Origin of the sequence: Candidatus Angelobacter sp. (assembly GCA_035607015.1) — a bacterium.
Taxonomy (GTDB): Bacteria; Verrucomicrobiota; Verrucomicrobiia; order Limisphaerales; family AV2; genus AV2.
Genome location: DATNDF010000076.1, coordinates 1 through 3,383, shown reverse-complemented (window position 1 = coordinate 3,383; position 3,383 = coordinate 1). Strand labels below are relative to the sequence as shown.

Genomic DNA, 3,383 nt, shown 5'->3' with positions numbered 1-3,383 from the left:
GCGGCTGATCTTCGATACAGCCGCGCTCCGTCGAAATCACACCTTCGAGTAAACCTCCGCGCCTTTTTCCACGAACTCCTTCGACTTTTCTTCCATGCCCTTCTTCAGCGCTTCTTCCTCGGCGATGCCTTGCTCGGCGGCGTATTTGCGGACGTCTTCAGTGATCTTCATCGAGCAGAAGTGCGGGCCGCACATGGAGCAGAAGTGCGCGGTCTTTGCGCCTTCCTGCGGGAGGGTTTCGTCGTGGAATTCGCGCGCGGTAACGGGGTCGAGGCTGAGGTTGAATTGATCTTCCCAGCGGAATTCAAACCGCGCCTTGCTCAACGCGTTGTCGCGGTATTGCGCGCCGGGATGGCCCTTCGCGAGGTCGGCGGCGTGGGCGGCGATCTTGTAGGCGATGACGCCGTCTTTGACGTCTTTCTTGTTTGGCAGGCCGAGATGTTCCTTGGGCGTGACGTAGCAAAGCATCGCGCAACCATACCAGCCGATCATCGCCGCGCCGATGCCGCTGGTGATGTGGTCGTAGCCGGGCGCGATGTCGGTGGTGAGCGGTCCGAGCGTGTAGAACGGCGCTTCGCCGCACCATTCGAGTTGCTTGGCCATGTTTTCCTCGATCATGTGCATGGGCACGTGGCCCGGGCCTTCGTTCATCACTTGGACGCCTTTGGCCCAGGCGCGGCGGGTGAGTTCGCCCTGCACCTGGAGTTCGCCGAATTGCGCCTGATCGTTGGCGTCGGCAATCGAGCCGGGGCGCAGTCCGTCGCCGATGCTGAACGCGACGTCGTAGGCGGCCATGATGTCGCAGATGTCGTCCCAGTGGGTGTAGAGGAAATTTTCCTGGTGATGCGAGAGACACCATTTGGCCATGATGCTGCCGCCGCGCGACACGATGCCGGTCATGCGGTTCGCGGTGAGCGGCACGAAGCGCAGCAACACGCCGGCGTGAATGGTGAAGTAATCCACGCCTTGCTCGCCTTGTTCGACGAGCGTGTCGCGGAAGAGTTCCCACGTGAGGTCCTCGGCTTTGCCGTTCACTTTTTCGAGCGCCTGATAAATCGGCACAGTGCCGATGGGCACGGGCGAGTTGCGGAGAATCCATTCGCGCGTGGCGTGGATGTTCTTGCCGGTGGAGAGGTCCATGACGGTGTCCGCGCCCCACTTGGTGGCCCAGCGCATCTTCTCGACCTCCTCCTCGATGCTGGACGCGACGGCGCTGTTGCCGATGTTGGCGTTGATCTTCACGAGGAAGTTGCGCCCGATGATCATCGGCTCGGACTCGGGATGATTGATGTTGTTCGGGATGATGGCGCGGCCCGCCGCCACCTCTGCACGCACAAACTCCGGAGTTATCTCAGCCGGGATTCTTTGCGGAAACTTCCTGAACACACTCGGCGTGAATTCCGAATGACGAATTTCTAATGACGAGAGTTGCGCGCTACCAGCGTGCTGCTTGTTCAGGTCGTTGCGGACGTTGTCGCGCGACAAATCCCCATTCGTCATTCGGCATTTGTCATTCGTCATTTGCTCCCGGATGGCGATGAATTCCATCTCCGGCGTGATGATGCCGGCACGGGCGTAGGCGAGTTGCGTGACGACTTTACCCACCTTCGCGCGGAGCGGGCGGCGGCGCTGCGATGTGAGGCCGGGAAATTCCACGAGGCGATTCTTCTCCGCCTTGCTGGCGTATTCGGCGTGTTTGCCGGAGAGATAACCGTCGTCCTGCGGCTTCACTTCGCGACCATCAATCTCCTCGACGTCGCCACGTTTGAGAATCCAATCGCGACGCAACGCGGGCAGCCCCTGCTCGGATGTGCCGGTGAACGCGGGATCGCCCCACGGACCGGAGCAATCGTACACGCGCACGGGATCATTCGTCGTGACCGCACCGGTGTATGACTTCGTGGGCAACACCTCGATCTCACGCATCGGCACGCGGACGTCTTTGTGCAACTTACCCTGCACGTAGATCTTTTTGCTGGCGGGCAATTGTTCGCTGCTGTGCGGTTCGAACGAGTCTTTGGTCGCGATCATAAACTTTCTTTCCTCAACGGTCATGGGTCGCCGCTACGGTTTGATTCAGGAGGGCGAAAAGAAATTGAAGATTCCTACGCCAGCATTACCTGGATCAGGTTCAAAGGGTCGTCCGCTCAGCGGACCTCTCAGCCGTTCCAACGGCTCCCCGGTTACGACAAGAATCTAGGTCCGCGCGAAGAGCGGGTCAAGCGGAGTTCAGAGCAGTTTTCCGTGCAGCACGCGAAACGCCAGCGTAAAATAGATGATGATTCCGGTCACATCCACCAGGGTGGCGACGAACGGCGCGGAGCACGTGGCAGGGTCCAGCTTGCAAAATCGCAACAACATCGGCAGCATCGCGCCCACGAGGCTGCCCCATAACACCACGCCCACAAGGCTTCCGCCGATCGTGAAGGCCAGCAAAAGGTAATAAGGTCCGTAGTCTTTCAAGTGCAACAACTGCCAAAGGAGGATGCGCGCAATGCCCAGCACCGCGAGTGAACAGCCCAGCAGAAAGCCCGTCGCCAGTTCGCGCTTGAAGACGCGCCACCAATCCTTCAACGAAATGTCGCGCAACGCCATTGCACGGATGATGAGCGTCGTGCCCTGGGAACCCGAATTACCGCCACTGGACAATATCAGGGGCAGAAAAATGGCCAGCACAGCGGCCTTTTCAATTTCGTTCTCGAAATAACCCATGGCGGTTGAGGTGAACATTTCACTGATGAACAAAATGGAAAGCCAGGGCGCGCGTTTCTTCAGCATTTCCAGCAAACCAATGCGAAAATAGGGGGCGTCCAGGGCTTCTACACCGCCCAGCTTTTGAATATCCTCGGTCGCTTCCTTTTCCACAAGATCGAGCACATCGTCCACCGTGACAACCCCCACGATGACGCCCTTGCCGTCGATGACGGGCAGGATCGTCACGTCGTACTTCTTGAACGCGGCAATAGCGGTCTCCTGGTCATCGGTCGCGTTGAGCGCAAGGTTCTGGTTTTGCAACAATTCACTCACAGGCACCTGGGGATCTGAAACGACGAGGTCGCGCAGCCGGACGAAATCCACGAGCCGGCCGCGGTCATCCACGACGTAAAGCTGGCTTACCGAATCACGTTTCTGTTTTTCGCGGCGCAAATGTTCAAGGACTTCGGCGATGGTCCAGTTTTGTTTGACTGCCACGTATTCGGGCGTCATGCGCCGGCCAATCGAGTCTTTTGGATACCCCAGCAGGTCGGTGGCGATTTTGCGCTCTTCCGGTTTGAGCAGCGCCAGGAGTTTTTGTGTGACCGCGGACGGCAGCTCTTCCAACAACGCCGTGCGGTCGTCGGGGGAAATATCATTGAGAATGCCCGCGACTTCCTCCCTGCCCA

2 protein-coding genes and 1 riboswitch are annotated in these 3,383 nt (G+C 58.9%); both genes read right to left on the bottom strand.

Going from position 1 to position 3,383, the window contains the following annotated elements; all coding sequences use genetic code 11:
* Positions 1-36: 36 nt before the first annotated feature.
* Positions 37-2,031 carry a phosphomethylpyrimidine synthase ThiC gene (gene thiC, locus VN887_03090; GenBank protein HXT38986.1) on the bottom strand — a complete coding sequence of 665 codons (1,995 nt, stop codon included), beginning with the start codon at positions 2,029-2,031 and terminating at the stop codon, positions 37-39.
* Between the two features lie 54 nt (positions 2,032-2,085).
* Positions 2,086-2,192, bottom strand: a riboswitch (TPP riboswitch).
* Between the two features lie 37 nt (positions 2,193-2,229).
* A partial coding sequence (gene mgtE, locus VN887_03085; GenBank protein HXT38985.1) for a magnesium transporter occupies positions 2,230-3,383 on the bottom strand: 1,154 nt, incomplete at its 5' end.